This window comes from Streptomyces sp. NPDC056580 (assembly GCF_042793175.1).
Classification (GTDB): domain Bacteria; phylum Actinomycetota; class Actinomycetes; order Streptomycetales; family Streptomycetaceae; genus Streptomyces.
Genome location: NZ_JBHTVE010000001.1, coordinates 574,660 through 590,171 on the forward strand (window position 1 = coordinate 574,660; position 15,512 = coordinate 590,171).

Here is a 15,512-nt window from a genome sequence, read left to right on the forward strand (position 1 = left end):
CCTTTCTCGGCTTGCTGCCGCCATCCCGCCCTCCCTGACACGAGCCACTGGGACGTCATGCGAATCCAAGACCTTCCATATCCCGATCCGGGCGTACCGGACACGCGTTCGGGTCCTCACCTCCTGTGGTGGCTCTGGCGCAACCAACTGGGCGGCCAGCTCAAGGCACTCGCCTGGGGCCTGCTGCACTTCGTCGCCGTCTCCGCGCTGCCCTTCTGCGTCGGTCTCGCCGTCCAGGCGGTCGTCGAACGCTCCGGCACCCGGCTCGCCCTGGCGGGCGGTCTGATGGCGCTGTGCGGGGCGGCGATCGCGGTCGGCGACACCTTCCTGCACCGGGCCGCCGTCACCAACTGGATCACCGCCGCCGCCCGGGTCCAGCAGCTCCTGGCCCGCAAGGCGGCCCGGCTGGGCTCCGCGCTGACCCAGCGGGTCGCGGCCGGCGAGGTGGTCGCCGTGTCCACCGGCGACGTGGAGAAGATCGGCTGGTTCGTCGAAGCGGTCTCCCGCTTCACCGCCGCCGCGCTCACCGTCGTCGTGGTCTGCGTCGGCCTGGCCGTCTACCAGCCCGCCCTCGGCTGGGTCGTCGCGGTGGGCCTGCCGGTCGTCGGGCTCGCCGTGCTGCCGCTGCTGCCCCGGGCCACCCGCCGCGCCGACGTGCAGCGCGAGAAGGCCGGCCGGGCCACCGAGCTGGCCTCGGACACGGTGGCCGGTCTGCGGGTGCTGCGCGGGATCGGCGGCGAGGAACTGTTCCTCGACCGCTACCGCCGCGCCTCCCAGGAGGTACGGCACGCGGCTGTGCGCAGCGCCCGGATGTGGTCGCTGATCTCCGCCATCCAGGTGCTGCTGCCGGGACTGCTGCTGATCGCGGTGGTCTGGCACGGTACCCAGCTGGCCCGCCAGGGCCGGATCACGGTCGGTGAACTGGTCACCGTCTACAGCGCGGTGATGGTGCTCAACTACCCGTTGCGGCACTTCGAGGAGATCGCGATGGCCTACTCCTTCTCGCGCCCCTCGGCCAAACGGGCCGCCGGCGTGCTGTCGCTGCGGCGGTCCACGGACGCCGGCGGAGCGCGCGGGGCCGAGGTGCCGCACGGTGATCTGTACGACCCCGCCACCGGCCTGCTCGCGCCCGCGGGCCTGCTCACCGCGGTGGTGTGCGGCGACCCGGACGCGGCCGGACGGCTGGCGGAACGCCTGGGCGGCCACCCCGCCGAGGCGGGTGCTCCGGTACTGCTCGGCGGGGTGCCGCTCGACGAACTCCCTCTCGACAGCGCCCGCGCCGCCGTCCTCGTCCAGGACAAGGACCCGGTGCTGCTGTCCGGAACGCTGCGCGAGCTGCTCGACGTCCCGGCCTCCGGCGCCGTGCGGGCCGAGGACGCGCTGGCCGCCGCCAGGTGCGGGGACGTGCTGGACGCACTGGTGCAGGGGTCGCTGGACGCCGCCGACCCGCTGGACTCCCGTATCACCGAGCGGGGCCGCTCCCTCTCGGGCGGCCAGCGGCAGCGGCTCGCCCTGGCCCGGTCGCTCATCACCGACCCCGAGGTACTGGTCCTGGACGAGCCGACCTCCGCCGTCGACTCGCACACCGAGGCGTGGATCGCGCAGGGCCTGCGGCGGCTGCGCTCGGGACGCACGACGGTGGTGTTCACCTCCTCGCCCCTGCTGCTCGACCACGCGGACCGGGTAGCCCTCGTCCACGACGGCGAGGTCCTGGCGGTCGGCGCGCACCGCGAACTGATCGAAGCGGAGCCGCGGTACCGGGCCGTGGTGACACGGGAGACCGACGACGAACGGGCCGCGGCGGACGCGGCCCTGCCGGGGCAGGGCGCCGCCCTCCTGGGCGCCTTCGACACGATGGAAGAGATCGAGGAGAGCGCATGATCGGCGTTGCGCCGCCGGCCCACGATCCGGCGGCCCCGACGACCGCCGCCACCCTGCCCGTGGGAGCGGCCGCGACCGTGCGCGCCTACGTGGCCGAACTGTTCCGCCGGCACCGCCGGGCCTTCCTCCTCCTCATCGCAGTCAACACCGTGGCCGTGGTCGCCTCCATGGTGGGCCCGTACCTGCTCGGCGGCCTCGTCGAGCGGGTGTCGGACGGGGCGCGGGAGCTCCATCTGGGCCTGACGGCCGGGCTGTTCGTTCTCGCGCTGCTCGTGCAGACCGTGTTCGTGCGGCAGGTGCGGCTGCGGGGCGCGATGCTCGGCGAGCGGATGCTGGCCGACCTGCGCGAGGACTTCCTCGTCCGCTCGGTGGGGCTGCCGCCGGGCGTGCTGGAGCGGGCGGGCACCGGTGACCTGCTGTCCCGCATCACCACCGACATCGACCGCCTCGCCAACGCCATGCGGGAGGCGGTGCCGCAACTGGCCATCGGCGTGGTGTGGGCGCTGCTGCTGCTCGGCGGCCTGGTGGTGACGGCCCCGCCGCTCGCGGCGGCCGTGCTGCTCGCGGTGCCGGTGCTGGTCGTGGGATGCCGCTGGTACTTCAGACGGGCGCCCTCCGGCTACCGCTCGGAGGCGGCCGGATACGCCGCCGTCGCCGCCGCGCTCGCCGAGACCGTGGACGCGGGGCGCACGGTCGAGGCGCACCGCCTGGGCGACCGCCGCATCGCCCTGTCCGAGCGGCGGATCAAGGAGTGGACCGCCTGGGAGCGCTACACCCTGTGGCTGCGGTCCGTGCTCTTCCCCGTCATCAACGCCGTCCATGTCATCGTGCTCGGCTCGGTGCTGATGGTGGGCGGGGTCTTCGTGCTGCGGGGCTGGATCGGGGTCGGCCAGCTGACCACGGGGGCGCTCGTGGCGCAGATGCTCGTCGATCCGGTGAACCTGATCCTGCGCTGGTACGACGAGGTGCAGGTGGCCCAGGTGTCGCTGGCCCGGCTGGTCGGCGTCCGGGACATCGAGCCGGACGCCGGCGACGCCTCGCTGGCACCCGGCGGCCGGGACGTGCACGCCGAACGGGTGCGCTTCGGCTACCGCGAGGGCGTCGACGTGCTGCGCCAGGTGTCCCTCGAGGTCGCACCGGGCACCCGGCTGGCCCTGGTCGGCCCGTCCGGCGCGGGCAAGTCCACGCTGGGCAGGCTGCTCGCCGGGATCTACGCGCCCCGGGACGGCCGGGTCACCCTGGGCGGTGCCGAACTGTCCCGGATGCCGGCGGAACGGGTCCGCTCGCACGTCGCCCTCGTCAACCAGGAGCACCACGTCTTCGTGGGTTCCCTGCGGGACAACCTGCTGCTGGCCCGCACCGGTGCCGCCGACGCCGAACTGTGGGCGGCGCTGGGCGCGGTCGACGCGGACGGCTGGGCCCGGGCGCTGGAGGACGGTTTGGACACCGAGGTCGGTTCCGGGGGGCTGGCCCTGACCCCGGCGCAGGCCCAGCAGATCGCGCTGGCCCGGCTGGTGCTGGCCGACCCTCACACGCTGGTCCTGGACGAGGCCACCTCGCTGCTCGATCCGCGTGCGGCCCGGCACCTGGAGCGCTCGCTGGCCCGGGTGCTCGACGGCCGCACGGTGGTCGCGATCGCCCACCGGCTGCACACCGCCCACGACGCCGATGTGATCGCGGTCGTGGAGGACGGCCGAATCAGCGAGCTGGGCAGTCACGCCGAGCTGGTCGCCGCGGACGGGGCCTACGCGGCCCTGTGGCGGTCGTGGCACGGGTGAGCGCGCGGCGGTGAGGCCTGACCGCCGGCCGTGAGGAGCCCCGGCGGGCGTCCGGCGACGGGATCGGGCGGTAGGCCGGTCGGTCACGGGACGCCGCGCGAGTGGGCGGGCGGTCGCCGGGCAGCAGGGCGAGGCGTTGGCCGGGCAGCAGGGCCAGGCGGGGTCTGGGCAGCCGGACCAGGTTGGGGCCAGGCAGCCGGGGCGGGTGCCGCCCGGGCGCGCGGGCGCGTCGGGGCGGGCGTGGCAGGGCGCGCCCGGACCGTGGTCGCGGCCGCGCCGGCCGGGGTGTGCCGCCCCAGGCCACGGCCCGTGGCGTTGCGCGGGAGCGAACACGGGTGGAAGGCTGGATAGCGGCACCGGCTCGGGGGTCGGCCGGGAACCCGTCGGGTCCCGGGTCGCGCAACCGGTGCCGGGCGTGCCGACGGCGCACTGCCCCTGCTGGGGGCACAAGGCCGTCCTCACCACATGGAGGTACCCGTGGACAGCGCCGACGGATGGGGGGATGACGTCTACCAGCCCGATCCCTCGGAGATCCCGGAGGACTCCGGCGTGCTCGACGTCGAGGACACCCTGGACTTCGACGGTGTCGACGATCCCCTCGACCGGGGCTGGTCCCCTCCCGAGCGGCCGTGGGCGGTGGAGCACACCGGAGTGACGGCGAGCGAAGCCCGGACCGGGGAGACCCTGGACCAGCGGCTCGCCGAGGAAGTGCCCGAACCCGGCGTGCCCGACGGTGACGGCATCGGTGACTGCGACGGCACCGACGGGGAACCCCTCGACAACGAGGTCGGAGCCTCCCGCTCCGGCCGCCTGGTCGCCCCCGACGAGGGCGCGCACGAGGACGATGAGAGCGCCCTGGTCGCCACCGACGTCGGCATCGACGGAGCCGCAGCCTCCGCCGAGGAGGCCGCGGTGCACGTCGTCGACGAGCACACCTCCCCCGGCTGACCCGGACGCCCCCTGCCCGACCGCCCCGCGTGAGGAGCCGCCATGCAGCAGGACAAGCACCCCGACTACCACTCCGTGGTCTTTCGGGACCGCGCCGCCGGATACGCCTTCCTCACCCGGTCCACCGCGACCAGCGAGCAGACCATCGAATGGGACGACGGCGAGACCTACCCGGTGATCGACGTGGAGATCTCCTCCGAGAGCCACCCCTTCTACACGGGCAAGGCCCGCACGGTGGACACCGAGGGACGTATCGCCCGCTTCGAGCGCCGGTACGGCGGGGGCGAGCCCGGCGGGGCCTAAGCGGCAGCGGCGCGTCAGATCAGGTTGAGCGCCGCCGCGCAGCCCGCTCCGCCCAGCAGCATGAACGCGGGCATCAGCACCTTCAGCTCGACCCAGCTCCCGGCCCGGAAACGCAGCGCCTTCGGCGGCCCGAGCGGATACCAGCGCTTGCGGCCCACCGGGATCGGCCACAGGATGGGGCAGCCGGACACCGTCAGGGCGTCCCCGATGTCGTGCACCAGCGCGCCGAGCACGATCGGCAGGCCCAGCCACAGGTACTCCTGCCCGGGGTCGGTGAACAGCCAGTCGGAGCCGTTGCCCGGCTCGTCGAGTATCCCCGCGAGGATCCACCCGCTGGTCGCCGCGAGCAGCCAGACCAGGACGTCGCTGCTGGACCCGCGGGCCGCCCGCCACAGCAGGCCCTCGATCGCCAGCACCATGTGCACGAAGAGGATCCCGAGCACCGCCCAGCGGCCCCCGGTGATCGCCGCTGCGGAGCTGCCCGCGCCGATCAGGACCGCCCACAGCCAGGTGTGCGTGAGCGTGCGGTGGCCGCCCGAGCGACGGGCGTCGCCCTTCTTCCTGGTCGCCTTGTAGACGGCGTAGGAGAGCTTGTCCACGATCTCGCAGATCCAGCGGGAGACCGGCCCGAAGGCGCGGGAGATGGTGGCCGCCTTGTGATCGAGGTCCGGGGCGAGCGCGGCGCCGGCGCAGATCAGGGCGCCGACGAGGAGGACGGGCCAGGGCATCGGGCGTCCCGCCGCGGCGGCGGCCGCGCCGACGCCGAGCCAGGCGGCGGCCCCCGACAGAGAGTGTGCTGGTCCCATCATGGCCGCTGCCCGCCCCGTTTCTCGTGTGCCGCTGTCCAGTTGACCTGGTGCGGTGACGCGTCGTCGGCGACACAGCGTAGCCGCAGTGATCTTCGTACCGGCAGCCGATTCCCCCCTGGGGCGCAAGGCCAGGCAAGATGGGGGCGTGACCCTCATCGATCAGCTCCCGCCGACCGCCGACCCCGACGCCCTGTACGAAGCCTTCGAGTCGTGGGCGCAGGAGCGCGGCCTCACCCTCTACCCCCACCAGGAGGAGGCGCTGATCGAGGTGGTCTCCGGGGCGAACGTGATCGTCTCGACACCCACCGGCTCCGGCAAGAGCATGATCGCCGCCGGCGCCCACTTCGCCGCGCTGGCCCGGGACGAGGTCACCTTCTACACCGCGCCGATCAAGGCGCTGGTGTCCGAGAAGTTCTTCGAGCTGTGCAAGCTCTTCGGCACCGAGAACGTCGGCATGCTGACCGGCGACGCCTCCGTGAACGCCGACGCGCCGGTGATCTGCTGCACCGCAGAGGTGCTGGCCTCCATCGCGCTGCGCGACGGCAAGCACGCGGACGTCGGCCAGGTCGTCATGGACGAGTTCCACTTCTACGCGGAGGGCGACCGCGGCTGGGCGTGGCAGATCCCTCTGCTGGAGCTCCCGCAGGCCCAGTTCATCCTGATGTCGGCCACCCTGGGCGACGTGTCCTTCTTCGAGAAGGACCTCACCCGCCGCACCGGCCGGCCGACCTCGGTGGTCCGCTCGGCCACCCGCCCGGTGCCCCTGTCCTACGAGTACCAGCTCACCCCGCTCACCGAGACGCTCACCGATCTGCTGGCGAGCCAGCAGGCGCCGGTGTACATCGTGCACTTCACCCAGGCGCAGGCCGTCGAGCGGGCGCAGGCGCTGATGAGCATCAACATGTGCACGCGCGAGGAGAAGGACCAGATCGCCGAGCTGATCGGCAACTTCCGCTTCACCACCAAGTTCGGCCGCAACCTCTCCCGCTACGTCCGGCACGGCATCGGCGTCCATCACGCCGGCATGCTGCCCAAGTACCGGCGCCTGGTGGAGAAGCTCGCGCAGGCCGGCCTGCTGAAGGTCATCTGCGGTACGGACACGCTCGGAGTGGGCGTCAACGTGCCCATCCGCACCGTGCTCTTCACGGCCCTCACCAAGTACGACGGCACCCGGGTGCGTACGCTGCGCGCCCGCGAGTTCCACCAGATCGCGGGCCGTGCGGGCCGGGCCGGTTTCGACACCGCCGGGCTCGTCGTGGCACAGGCCCCCGAGCACGTCATCGAGAACGAGAAGGCCCTCGCCAAGGCCGGCGACGACCCCAAGAAGCGCCGCAAGGTGGTGCGCAAGAAGGCGCCGGAGGGGTTCGTCGGCTGGACGGACAACACCTTCGAGAAGCTGATCGCCTCCGAACCCGAGCCGCTGACCTCGCGGTTCCGGGTGACGCACACGATGCTGCTGTCGGTGATCGCCCGGCCAGGCAACGCCTTCGAGGCGATGCGCCACCTCCTCGAGGACAACCACGAGCCGCGCCGGCAGCAGCTCAGGCACATCCGGCGGGCCATCGCGATCTACCGTTCGCTGCTCGACGGCGGGATCGTGGAGAAGCTCGACAAGCCGGACGCCGAGGGCCGCATCGTGCGGCTCACGGTCGACCTGCAGCAGGACTTCGCCCTCAGCCAGCCGCTGTCGACCTTCGCACTCGCCGCTTTCGAGCTCCTCGACCCCGAGTCGCCCTCCTACGCCCTGGACATGGTGTCCGTCGTGGAGTCCACGCTGGACGACCCCCGGCAGATCCTCGTCGCCCAGCAGAACAAGGCGCGCGGCGAAGCCGTCGCCGCCATGAAGGCCGACGGCGTCGAGTACGAGGAGCGCATGGAGCGCCTCCAGGACGTCACCTACCCGAAGCCGCTGGAAGAGCTGCTCTTCCACGCCTACAACACCTACCGCAAGAGCCACCCGTGGGTCGGCGACCACCCGCTGTCGCCCAAGTCGGTGATCCGGGACATGTACGAACGGGCGATGTCCTTCACGGAACTGGTGTCCTTCTACGAGCTGGCCCGCACCGAGGGCATCGTGCTGCGCTACCTCGCCAGTGCCTACAAGACCCTGGACCACACGATCCCGGACGACCTGAAGTCCGAGGACCTGCAGGACCTCATCGAGTGGCTCGGCGAGATGGTGCGCCAGGTGGACTCCAGCCTCCTGGACGAGTGGGAGCAACTGGCCAACCCCGAGGAGATGACCGCCGAGGAGGCCCAGGAGAAGGCCGACGAGGTCAAGCCGGTCACCGCCAACGCGCGCGCCTTCCGGGTCCTTGTCCGCAACGCCATGTTCCGCCGGGTCGAGCTCGCCGCCCTCGACCAGGTCGGGGAACTCGGCGAGATGGACGCCGAGTCCGGCTGGGACGCGGAGGCGTGGGGCGAGGCGATGGACAAGTACTGGGACGAGTACGAGGACCTCGGCACCGGTCCTGACGCCCGCGGCCCCAAGCTGCTGGTCATCAAGGAGGAGCCGCAGAACGGCCTTTGGCGGGTACGCCAGATCTTCGACGACCCGAACGGCGACCACGACTGGGGCATCAGCGCGGAGATCGACCTCGCCGCCTCGGACGCCGAGGGCCGCGCGGTCGTCCGCGTCAGCGATGTCGGCCAGCTCTGAGCACGGGAGAACTCCACCGGTGACGACGAATCCCGCCGAGAGGCTGGTCGACCTGCTCGACCTGGAGCAGATCGAGGTCAACATCTTCCGCGGCCGGAGCCCGCAGGAGTCCCTGCAGCGGGTCTTCGGCGGCCAGGTGGCGGGCCAGGCGCTGGTCGCCGCCGGGCGCACCACGGACGGCGAGCGCCCGGTGCACTCGCTGCACGCGTACTTCCTCCGCCCGGGCAGGCCGGGTGTGCCCATCGTGTACCAGGTGGAGCGGGTGCGCGACGGCCGGTCGTTCACCACCCGACGGGTCACGGCCGTGCAGCAGGGCCGCACGATCTTCAATCTCACCGCCTCCTTTCACAAGCCCGAAGAAGGTTCCTTCGAGCACCAGTTGCCGCCCGCCCGCGAGGTGCCGGACCCGGAGTCCCTGCCGACGGTGGCCGAGGAGATCCGCAAGCATCTGGGCGCGCTTCCGGAGCAGTTGGAGCGGATGGCGCGCCGCCAGCCGTTCGACATCCGGTACGTGGACCGGCTGCGCTGGAACGCCGAGGAGATCCAGGGGGCCGAGCCGCGCAGCGCCGTGTGGATGCGTGCGGTCGGCCCGCTCGGGGACGACCCGCTGGTGCACACCTGCGCATTGACCTACGCCAGCGACATGACGCTGCTGGACGCGGTCCGCATCCCGGTGGAACCGCTGTGGGGTCCGCGGAACTTCGACATGGCCTCGCTGGATCACGCCATGTGGTTCCACCGGCCGTTCCGCGCGGACGAGTGGTTCCTGTACGACCAGGAGTCCCCGGTCGCGACAGGCGGGCGCGGGCTGGCCCGCGGCCGCATCTACGACGTGCGCGGCCGGCTGCTCGTCTCCGTCGTGCAGGAGGGTCTGTTCCGGGCCCTGTAGCCCGGTCGGCCCTGCGCCGGCCGGTCGCTCGCGCGGAACAGCCAGGCTCGCAGGCCACGGGCGGCGGAGGGCACCTCCGGCCGGGCATCGGGGGCCTGGCTCGGGGCCGGCGGCGCCGTGACCACGGTGTGCGCCACCGCCCGGCGGTTGCGGGCAGGCCTGTCTCCCGGGGTGACGCTGGGCCTCGCTGGCAGACGTGGGCCGGCCTCGGCGCACCGCACCGGAGCACGCTCTGCGGCCTGCGGGCTCCGTGCCGGCGTCCGCGGGGCGGCGGAAGCGGTCCGAGCCTCCCGCATCGCCTGGGCCAGATCGCTGCGCAGCCAGCCGACTTCGTCGAAGTCCTGCGCGGTCATGAGGTGCTCGGCGAGGTGGGCGAAGGAGGAACCCGGTGCTCCGTGGGCGGGTGGAGCGGGACGGAGCCGCTCCAGCAGAGCGCGTTCACCGGGGTCGCGGACGACGTCCTCGATCTCGGCGGGGGCCAGGAACGCCGCCGCGGCCGCCGCCCGGGCCCAGGGGTCCGCAGCCTGCCGGAGCAGGAACCCGAAGTGCCGTCCCCGCCAGTTGCGGGGCCGCAGATCGACCCCGGCCGCCAGTTGTCCCCTGAGGGTCTCGGGCATGCGCCCCTTGAGCAGGCACGTGTTCCCCGCGCCGGTCGCGAACTGCTCGAGTTCCTCGGCCAGATACAGCCAGACCACGGCCCGGTAGCGGTTCAGATAAAAGCGGACCGGCACCAAAAGGCCCAGACGGGCGAGCCGGGTGAACCTGCCCGCGGGAATCCCCATGAGCGCCGCGCCCTCCGCCGTGCCCACCACCCGTAGGCGTTCACGGAGGGTGCTGGGAAAGCCGTGCCGGGCGAGGAGGCGGACGATCTCGGCCCGCTCGACCACGCGGCCTCCGCCGCCGCCTTCGGCGGGCGCCGTCCGGATCCGGCCGAGATGGACGGCGAGGTCGAATTCCCCCCGCCTGAGCCCCAGTTCGCGAGCGGCCCGGCTCGGCGAACAGGTGGCGGGGACGGCGGGGACAAGAGTGCTGTCCGGCATGGTGGTACTCCCCCGTGGAGCAGGTGGCTCACGCACTGTGCGTTGCCCGTGCACACACCGTAGCCGGATCGGTGCGGGGTGCGGTGAGCCTGTGGAAAACTCCGCGGCTCAGCGGAGCACGCTGGTCAGAGGTCCGTCAGGGGGCGATCCGGCTGCCGGGGGTCCACGCCGAGGTGCTCGCCGACGCGGTTGACGAGCAGGGTCATCTCGTAGCCGATCTGGCCGATGTCCGCTTCCGCGCCGCTGAGCACGCACAGGCAGCTTCCGGCACCGGCCGCGGTCACGAACAGCACGGCGTCGTCGTATTCGATCATCGTCTGGCGGACCGTGCCCGCGCCGAAGTGGCGTCCGGATCCCTTCGCCAGGCTGTGCAGCCCGGAGGCGACCGCGGCCAGGTGCTCGGCGTCCTCCCGGCGGAGTCCGGTGCTCGCCCCGGTGACCAGCCCGTCGTTGGACAGCACCAGCGCGTGCCGCACATGGTCCACTCGCTCGGTCAGATCGTCCAGGAGCCAGCCGAGTCCCTGGTTCTGCGCCATGTTCCGCCTCCCCGTGTGGCGTCTCCTCCTGGCCGGAGGACCTGTCCGCCAGCCTTCCCCACGACCGGCGTCCGGGCAAGCAGGATGGGCGTATGGCACAGAAGATGACCGATGAGGAATGGCGGGCGTTCGTCTCGAACGGCACCCGAACCGGCAAGCTGTCCACCGTCAGTGCCGATGGGAGCCCGCACGTGGCCCCCATCTGGTTCCTGCTGGACGGGGACGAACTGGTCTTCAACACCGGCAAGGGGACCGTGAAAGGGCGCAATCTCGCCCGTGACGAGCGTATCGCCCTGTGCGTGGACGACGACCGGCCGCCGTTCCACTTCGTGGTGCTTACCGGCCGGGCCCGGCTGTCGGAGGAACTGGACGACGTGCGGCTGTGGGCCACCCGCATCGCCGCCCGGTACATGGGCGAGGAGCGCGCCGAGGAGTACGGCGCCCGCAACGGTGTCCCGGGCGAGTTGCTCGTCAGGGTCACCGTCGACAAGGTGGTGGCGGTGAAGGACCTGGCCGCCTGAACAGGCGGTTCAGCCGACGGAGTCGAGGAGCCGGGCGGTGTGCATCCGCCCGGCGTACTCGACGAGCTGGATGAGTACTTCCTTGCCGGAGTTCCGGTCGCGCGCGTCGCACAGGACGACGGGTGTTCCGCGGTCCAGGTCGAGCGCCCGGGAGACCTCGCGGGCGCCGTAGCCGCGCGCTCCGGGAAAGCAGTTGACGGCCACCACGAACGGGATGCGCCGGTGCTCGAAGTAGTCGACCGCGGGGAAGCAGTCCTCCAGGCGCCGGGTGTCGGCGAGGACCACGGCGCCGAGCGCTCCCTGGGAGAGTTCGTCCCACAGGAACCAGAAACGGTCCTGCCCCGGTGTCCCGAAGAGGTACAGGGACAGGCCCGAGCGTATGGTGATGCGCCCGAAGTCCATGGCGACGGTCGTGGTGACCTTGTGGTCCACTCCGTCGGTGTCGTCCACCGACTGACCGGCTTCGCTGAGCAGTTCCTCGGTACGCAGCGGACGGATCTCGCTGACGGCGCCGACGAGGGTCGTCTTGCCGACCCCGAAGCCGCCGGCGACCAGGATCTTCAGGGCCAGGGCGGAGCTGTCGGCCGCTGCGTCGGAGTGCTCGGAGACCATGATCACTTCTCTCGGCGTGAGTTGGGTTCCACAGGGTTCGTCGTCTACAGCGCCCGCAGGCCCTCGATGACTTCGCGCAGCACGCGCTCGTCCGGCAGGCGGGCCGGGGGCACCGGGCGGCTGACGGTGACACGGCCCAGTTCGAGCAGGTCGCCGAGGAGGACTCTGACCACGCCCACCGGCAGGTCCGCACCGGCCGCGAGTTCGGCGACTGACTGCGTCTCGAGGCGGCACAGGTCGATCAGGGCCCGGTGTTCGGGCCCGAGCTCGGTGTCGTCGTCGTCCGCAGGTGCGGCCGGGTCGAGGGTGACGAGGGCGATCAGGTCGAAGCGCACTCCGGTGGGTCCGGGCTGGGTGCGTCCGCCGGTCATGGCGTAGGGGCGGACGAGAGGTCCGGCCTCGCCGTCGTACCACTGGCTGCCCGGCTCGCGCGGGCCGCCGGTCGGGGTGTGGGTCATCGCCGCCGCCCTCCCGGATCATCCGGCGGCGGGCGGCCGGGCGGTGGTGCGCGGCGCGGTGTACAGATGCTCGCCGACGCGTCTGACCAGCCGTGCCATCTCGTAGGCGACCAGGCCGATGTCAGCGGTGACGGCGGTGAGCACGGTGAGGCATGAGCCTTCTCCGGCGGCCGCCACGAAGAGGAAGGCGTCGTCCATCTCCACCATGGTCTGGCGTACGCCGCCCGCCCCGAAGTGACGACCGGCGCCCTTGGCGAGGCTGTTGAAGCCGGAGGCCACGGCGGCCAGGTGTTCCGCGTCGTCCCGCCGCAGGCCGGTGGAGGCGCCCACGGCGAGGCCGTCGTTGGACAGCACGACGGCGTGCCGCACCTCGCTCACCCGCATCACCAGGTCGTCCAGCAGCCAGTCGAGTTCGCCGGATCGCTGGGCGGCCGTCGTGTTCGGTTCGTGGATCATGCCGGGTCTCCTTCACTGCTCTCACTGCCCGTTCCGGTTCCGCGGACGACGCCACGGCCGGCTTGTCCGCCGCCCCGGACCCAGCCGTCGCGGTAGGCCGCCATGCGGTCCCGTACGAGCTCGGGGGTGCGCGCGTCGTCACCGCGCGGGGCGGGTTCCAAAGCCGGCTCCTCGGCACGTTGCCGGCGGAGCTGGGGGACGAGGTTCGCCTGGCGCACGCGGCGCGGGAGGTCGTCGCAGGGTCCGTCGTCCCGTGGCGGACGGTGCGGCCTCAAGGCGGTGACTTTGCGGGGAGGCGGTTCGTGTGCCGGCGTCGAGGGCCGGTACGCGGGGGGCTGGGGTGCGGGGGGCGGGTCCTGGTGCGCGGGAGCCGAGGGCTGGGGGGCGGAAGGCGGAGCCGGGGCTCGAGTGGCCGGGGACCGGTGTGCCGGGGCGGTGAGGGCGGCCGGGCCGGTCCGGGCGGTGACCTCGGAGGCGGCCGGAGAGTTCTCCGGTACGCGCGCGTGCCCGGCGCGCCGCTGGGTGGCCGGCGGCGGCTCCTCCGCTGGGCGTTCCGGGGGTCCGGTGTGCAGAAGGACGGTGGGCAGCAGGACGACGGCGGTCGTGCCTCCGTAGGGAGACGTGCGCAGGCGCACCTTGATGCCGTGCCGGGAGGCGAGTCTGCTGACCACGAAGAGTCCGAGGCGGTCGCTGTCGAACAGATCGAGGGCCTCGGACTGCTCGATCCGCCGGTTCGCCTCCGCGAGCAGCTCGGCCCCCATCCCGAGACCCCGGTCCTCGACCTCCAGGACGTAGCCGTTGCCGACGGGCTCCCCGGTGATCCGCACGCGCGTGTGGGGCGGCGAGAACTGGGCGGCGTTCTCGACCAGTTCGGCCAGCAGGTGGGTGAGGTCGGCGACCGCCGCTCCGACGACGGAGGCCGCCGGGAGTCCGCGCACCTCCACACGCGCGTAGTCCTCGATCTCGGACACCGCGGCGCGTACGACGTCGGTGAGGAGCACCGGTGTGCGCCAGGCCCGGCCGGGTGCCGCTCCGGAGAGGATGATCAGGCTCTCGGCGTGACGCCGCATCCGGGTGGTGAGGTGGTCGAGCCGGAACAGGTCGCTCAGCTCGTCCGGGTCGTCGGAGCGCCGCTCCATGCTGTCCAGGAGGCTGAGCTGGCGGTGGACCAGCACCTGGCTGCGCCGGGCCAGGTTGACGAAGACCCCGGAGATGCCCCCGGCGAGTTCGGCGCGCTCCGCGGCCGCGCGCAGGGCGGCGCGGTGCACGATGGTCAGGGCCTCTGCGACCTGGCCCGTCTCGTCCTCCGCGGCCGGGCCGGCGGGTGCCTCGGCCTCGACGTCGATCTCCTCACCGGTGCGCAGTCTCCGCATCGCCGCGGGAAGTTTGCGGCGGGCGATCTCCAGTGCGTCGTTGCGCAGGCTGACCAGCTCGACCACGAGGGCCCGGCCGATGCGGACGGAGATGACGAGTGAGGCGGCGACGGCGGCCAGACCGAAGAGCACCGCGGCGCCCGCCGGACTCAGCAGTCCGCGCCGGTAGGGGTCCGACCGCCCGGCGACGGCCCGCCCGGTGTCCGCCGCCAGGGTCCGCATGTCGTCCCGTACGCGCGCGTGGGCGCTGTTCCAGGTGGTGCCCGGGGCCGTGCCGACGGCCCTGCCGCCTGATCCGGCGGCGAGGATCCTGTCCTCGGTGGCGGTGAGAGCGGTATGCGCGCCGTTGCCGGCCAGGCGGCGCCAGGCGGCGCGCTGGGGGCCGGGCAGGTCGGCGACTGCGGCCTCGGTGAGCGTGCGGCGGGTGGCGACGGCGGCGGCGAACAGCCGCTGCCGCTCGCCCTGGAGCCGGCCGTCCGGACGCGTGCCGCCGAGGACGGCGTCCTCCTGGGCCAGTGCCTCGGCGGCGCGGGAGAACTCGAGCAGCACGCGCGCGTCGGAGCCGACGTCGGCCTGCTGGATGCCGGTGAGGGCGCCGTCCACCGTGAAAGCCGTGCCGATGGTCCTCGTGTACTGGTCGTACGCCTGGCTCCAGCCGGCTCTGCGGTCGAGCACGGCGCTCCGCAGCGCGTGCAGCCGCTCGGCGCCGGAGACGAACGCCTCGAGCCGCCCGGAGACCCGGCCGGGGAGTTCCTGGCCGTCGGCGACCGTGCTGTCGTCGCCGAGGCGCAGCCCGGTCAGCGCGCGGTCGGTGCGCGCGGCCTGGCTCCGCAGGTCGTCGGCGCGGGCCGGGCCGGGATCGGCGGCGTAGCGCACGGCCGCCGCCCGTTCGTTCTGCAGCGCCGCGACGGCCGCGGCCACCGGGGCGCGCAGTTCGGTGTCGACACGCTGGGACTGGCGCAACCGGGCGATGTCCTGCGCGGTGCTGACGGTGGCGTAGGCCCACAGGGCGAGCAGGGAGACGACGGGCACCATCAGCAGGCAGATCACCTTGGCGCGCACCGTGCGGGGGCGGAGCCGCCGGCGTCCCACGCGCGCGGGCGCGGCGTTCAGCGGAAGGCCGAGGGGCCGGTCGCTGCCCTCGTCGGCCGGTGGTCCGGCGTGCGCGCGGCGTCCGCGCGGCGGGGACGGGGGCCGGCCGGGTGAGCCGGCCTGCGGGGTGTCACGGGGTGGGCGCATGGCCTCCTCG

14 protein-coding genes are annotated in these 15,512 nt (G+C 73.0%); 7 read left to right on the forward strand and 7 right to left on the reverse strand.

Annotation, left to right across the window (positions count from 1 at the left end):
- Positions 1-57 precede the first annotated feature (57 nt).
- The 4 genes from ACFQ9Z_RS02690 (at position 58) to ACFQ9Z_RS02705 (ending at position 4,910) form a co-directional block, all read left to right on the forward strand.
- Positions 58-1,881 carry an ABC transporter ATP-binding protein gene (locus tag ACFQ9Z_RS02690; RefSeq protein ID WP_383009882.1) on the forward strand — a complete coding sequence of 608 codons (1,824 nt, stop codon included), beginning with the start codon at positions 58-60 and terminating at the stop codon, positions 1,879-1,881.
- The gene (locus ACFQ9Z_RS02695; RefSeq protein ID WP_383009884.1) at positions 1,878-3,659 is read left to right on the forward strand and encodes an ABC transporter ATP-binding protein; all 1,782 of its coding nucleotides are present in this window, start codon (positions 1,878-1,880) and stop codon (positions 3,657-3,659) included. Before ACFQ9Z_RS02690 ends, ACFQ9Z_RS02695 begins: the two co-directional genes overlap by 4 nt.
- Positions 3,660-4,136: 477 nt before the next feature.
- Positions 4,137-4,607, forward strand: a complete 471-nt coding sequence (locus tag ACFQ9Z_RS02700; protein WP_383010308.1) for a DUF5709 domain-containing protein — start codon at positions 4,137-4,139, stop codon at positions 4,605-4,607.
- 42 nt (positions 4,608-4,649) lie between these two features.
- Positions 4,650-4,910, forward strand: a complete 261-nt coding sequence (locus ACFQ9Z_RS02705; RefSeq protein WP_383009886.1) for a type B 50S ribosomal protein L31 — start codon at positions 4,650-4,652, stop codon at positions 4,908-4,910.
- A 14-nt stretch (positions 4,911-4,924) separates the two neighbouring features.
- Here the strand turns inward: ACFQ9Z_RS02705 and ACFQ9Z_RS02710 are convergent, their stop codons facing one another.
- On the reverse strand, positions 4,925-5,719 hold the full coding sequence (locus ACFQ9Z_RS02710) for a metal-dependent hydrolase (RefSeq protein WP_383009888.1): 795 nt from the start codon (positions 5,717-5,719) through the stop codon (positions 4,925-4,927).
- A gap of 145 nt (positions 5,720-5,864) precedes the next feature.
- On the opposite strand from ACFQ9Z_RS02710, the gene ACFQ9Z_RS02715 reads away from it, so the two are divergent.
- Positions 5,865-8,378: a DEAD/DEAH box helicase gene (locus ACFQ9Z_RS02715; RefSeq protein WP_383009890.1), complete on the forward strand. Its 2,514-nt coding sequence runs from the start codon at positions 5,865-5,867 to the stop codon at positions 8,376-8,378.
- Positions 8,362-9,267: an acyl-CoA thioesterase gene (locus tag ACFQ9Z_RS02720; RefSeq protein WP_383009892.1), complete on the forward strand. Its 906-nt coding sequence runs from the start codon at positions 8,362-8,364 to the stop codon at positions 9,265-9,267. The genes ACFQ9Z_RS02715 and ACFQ9Z_RS02720 overlap by 17 nt, the downstream gene beginning before the upstream one ends.
- Here ACFQ9Z_RS02720 and ACFQ9Z_RS02725 read toward each other — a convergent pair.
- Together ACFQ9Z_RS02725 and ACFQ9Z_RS02730 are read right to left on the reverse strand one after the other, a co-directional pair.
- Positions 9,204-10,307 carry a DUF6397 family protein gene (locus tag ACFQ9Z_RS02725; RefSeq protein ID WP_383009894.1) on the reverse strand — a complete coding sequence of 368 codons (1,104 nt, stop codon included), beginning with the start codon at positions 10,305-10,307 and terminating at the stop codon, positions 9,204-9,206. The two genes, ACFQ9Z_RS02720 and ACFQ9Z_RS02725, sit on opposite strands and share 64 nt — an antisense overlap.
- 125 nt (positions 10,308-10,432) lie before the next feature.
- On the reverse strand, positions 10,433-10,843 hold the full coding sequence (locus ACFQ9Z_RS02730) for a roadblock/LC7 domain-containing protein (RefSeq protein WP_383009896.1): 411 nt from the start codon (positions 10,841-10,843) through the stop codon (positions 10,433-10,435).
- Between the two features lie 92 nt (positions 10,844-10,935).
- Here ACFQ9Z_RS02730 and ACFQ9Z_RS02735 point away from each other — a divergent pair, with 92 nt between their 5' ends.
- Positions 10,936-11,364, forward strand: a complete 429-nt coding sequence (locus ACFQ9Z_RS02735; protein WP_383009898.1) for a PPOX class F420-dependent oxidoreductase — start codon at positions 10,936-10,938, stop codon at positions 11,362-11,364.
- 9 nt (positions 11,365-11,373) lie between these two features.
- On the opposite strand, the gene ACFQ9Z_RS02740 is transcribed toward ACFQ9Z_RS02735, so the two are convergent.
- From ACFQ9Z_RS02740 to ACFQ9Z_RS02755, 4 genes are read right to left on the reverse strand one after another with little or no spacing between them, the layout of a single operon-like run.
- Positions 11,374-11,976, reverse strand: coding sequence for an ATP/GTP-binding protein (locus ACFQ9Z_RS02740; protein ID WP_383009900.1), 603 nt, complete (start codon positions 11,974-11,976; stop codon positions 11,374-11,376).
- Between the two features lie 44 nt (positions 11,977-12,020).
- A complete protein-coding gene (locus ACFQ9Z_RS02745) occupies positions 12,021-12,434 on the reverse strand; it encodes a DUF742 domain-containing protein (protein WP_383009902.1) in 414 nt (137 codons plus the stop codon).
- 18 nt (positions 12,435-12,452) lie between these two features.
- Positions 12,453-12,890: a roadblock/LC7 domain-containing protein gene (locus ACFQ9Z_RS02750; protein WP_383009904.1), complete on the reverse strand. Its 438-nt coding sequence runs from the start codon at positions 12,888-12,890 to the stop codon at positions 12,453-12,455.
- Entirely contained in the window at positions 12,887-15,502 is a 2,616-nt protein-coding gene (locus ACFQ9Z_RS02755; RefSeq protein WP_383009906.1) for a nitrate- and nitrite sensing domain-containing protein, read from the reverse strand. Before ACFQ9Z_RS02755 ends, ACFQ9Z_RS02750 begins: the two co-directional genes overlap by 4 nt.
- Positions 15,503-15,512: the final 10 nt, after the last annotated feature.

What these genes read in the sequence shown, in the direction of transcription:
- ACFQ9Z_RS02690 (WP_383009882.1), top strand. Translation starts at nt 58, where the DNA reads ATGCGAATCCAAGACCTTCCATATCCCGATCCGGGCGTACCGGACACG.
- ACFQ9Z_RS02695 (WP_383009884.1), top strand. Translation starts at nt 1,878, where the DNA reads ATGATCGGCGTTGCGCCGCCGGCCCACGATCCGGCGGCCCCGACGACC.
- ACFQ9Z_RS02705 (WP_383009886.1), top strand. Translation starts at nt 4,650, where the DNA reads ATGCAGCAGGACAAGCACCCCGACTACCACTCCGTGGTCTTTCGGGAC.
- ACFQ9Z_RS02710 (WP_383009888.1), bottom strand. Translation starts at nt 5,719, where the DNA reads ATGATGGGACCAGCACACTCTCTGTCGGGGGCCGCCGCCTGGCTCGGC.
- ACFQ9Z_RS02720 (WP_383009892.1), top strand. Translation starts at nt 8,362, where the DNA reads ATGTCGGCCAGCTCTGAGCACGGGAGAACTCCACCGGTGACGACGAAT.
- ACFQ9Z_RS02725 (WP_383009894.1), bottom strand. Translation starts at nt 10,307, where the DNA reads ATGCCGGACAGCACTCTTGTCCCCGCCGTCCCCGCCACCTGTTCGCCG.
- ACFQ9Z_RS02730 (WP_383009896.1), bottom strand. Translation starts at nt 10,843, where the DNA reads ATGGCGCAGAACCAGGGACTCGGCTGGCTCCTGGACGATCTGACCGAG.
- ACFQ9Z_RS02735 (WP_383009898.1), top strand. Translation starts at nt 10,936, where the DNA reads ATGGCACAGAAGATGACCGATGAGGAATGGCGGGCGTTCGTCTCGAAC.
- ACFQ9Z_RS02740 (WP_383009900.1), bottom strand. Translation starts at nt 11,976, where the DNA reads ATGGTCTCCGAGCACTCCGACGCAGCGGCCGACAGCTCCGCCCTGGCC.
- ACFQ9Z_RS02745 (WP_383009902.1), bottom strand. Translation starts at nt 12,434, where the DNA reads ATGACCCACACCCCGACCGGCGGCCCGCGCGAGCCGGGCAGCCAGTGG.
- ACFQ9Z_RS02750 (WP_383009904.1), bottom strand. Translation starts at nt 12,890, where the DNA reads ATGATCCACGAACCGAACACGACGGCCGCCCAGCGATCCGGCGAACTC.
- ACFQ9Z_RS02755 (WP_383009906.1), bottom strand. Translation starts at nt 15,502, where the DNA reads ATGCGCCCACCCCGTGACACCCCGCAGGCCGGCTCACCCGGCCGGCCC.